The 1,166-nt window shown below is 65.6% G+C and carries 1 protein-coding gene; it reads left to right on the top strand.

The window, feature by feature from the left end; all coding sequences use genetic code 11:
• Positions 1-91: 91 nt before the first annotated feature.
• Positions 92-1,093, top strand: coding sequence for a LacI family DNA-binding transcriptional regulator (locus B4E36_RS10575; protein WP_292055985.1), 1,002 nt, complete (start codon positions 92-94; stop codon positions 1,091-1,093).
• Positions 1,094-1,166: the final 73 nt, after the last annotated feature.

Raw genomic sequence — 1,166 nt, 5'->3', positions numbered from 1 at the left:
TGCCCCTGTCGGGGCATCTCTCCCTCAGGGGGAGAGATTGTTGGGTGCAAACCTTCGAGGCGGGGTATAGTCAAAACAAAAAGGGCCGGACATGGCGAAACGACCGACGATCATCGATGTGGCCCGTCATGCGGGCGTGTCCAAATCGACGGTATCGCTCGTGCTGCAGAATTCGCCGCTGGTGAAGAAGGCAACCCGGACCCGCGTCGAGGAATCGATGCAGGCGCTGAACTATGTCTATAACCGCACCGCCGCCAACCTGCGCGGGGCGGAGGCCGGTCTGATCGGCCTCGTCATCAATGATCTGCGCAACCCGTTCTTCGCCGAGTTCGCGGCGAGCGCCCAGATGACCTTCGCCGAGCACGGCTTTGCCACCGTGATTGCCAATACCGACGAGGATATCGGCATTCAGGCGCAGGTGATCGCCTCCATGGTGGAGCACGGCGTGTCCGCGCTGATCATTTCGCCGGCCTATGGCGATGAGGGCGCGGTGTTCGAGCGGATCGACCGCGCCGGGCTGCCGGCGCTGCAGGTGCTGCGCATGGCGTCTGCCGATACCGCCCGCTTTCCCTTCGCCTCGCTCGATTACGAGGCCGGAAGCCTCGAGGCCGCGCGCCATCTCATCCAGAGCGGCGCGCAGAAGATCGCCTTCGTCGGCGGCCTGCCGGACCGGGCGGTGACGCAGGAGCGCATGGCGGGCTACCGGGCCGTTCTCGGCGATCGCCAGCCCATAACCCTCCTCGGCCGCCCGACCCGCGCCTTCGGCCGCGAGGCCGCGCTGAAGCTTTCCGCCGACCGTCAGAGCATCGACGCCGTGCTCTGCTTCAACGATCTGGTGGCGCTTGGCATGATGGCGGGCTTTGCCGAGGCCGGGGTCACGGTCGGCCGCGATATCGCATTGATCGGCTTCGACGATATCGAGGAATGCGCCCTCGCCTTTCCCAAACTCTCCTCCGTCCATTGCGATATCGGCGCCTTCGGCCGCGATGCGGCGGCGACCATGCTCGCCTGGCTGGAAACCGGCGACCGCCCGCCGGAACGGCATCTGTCGCCGGTCACGCTGATGGTGCGGGAGACGAGTGGGAGGCGCTAAGGTTGAAGGAACGGTCAGGCTCCAACAATCTCCCCCTTTGAGGGGGAGATGTCGCGAAAGCGACAGAGAGGGG

Origin of the sequence: Martelella sp. UBA3392 (genome assembly GCF_002358775.1) — a bacterium.
Classification (GTDB): Bacteria; Pseudomonadota; Alphaproteobacteria; order Rhizobiales; family Rhizobiaceae; genus Martelella; species Martelella mediterranea.
Note: the sequence above shows the minus strand (reverse complement) of the source record. Positions and strands in the feature narration are given on the sequence as shown.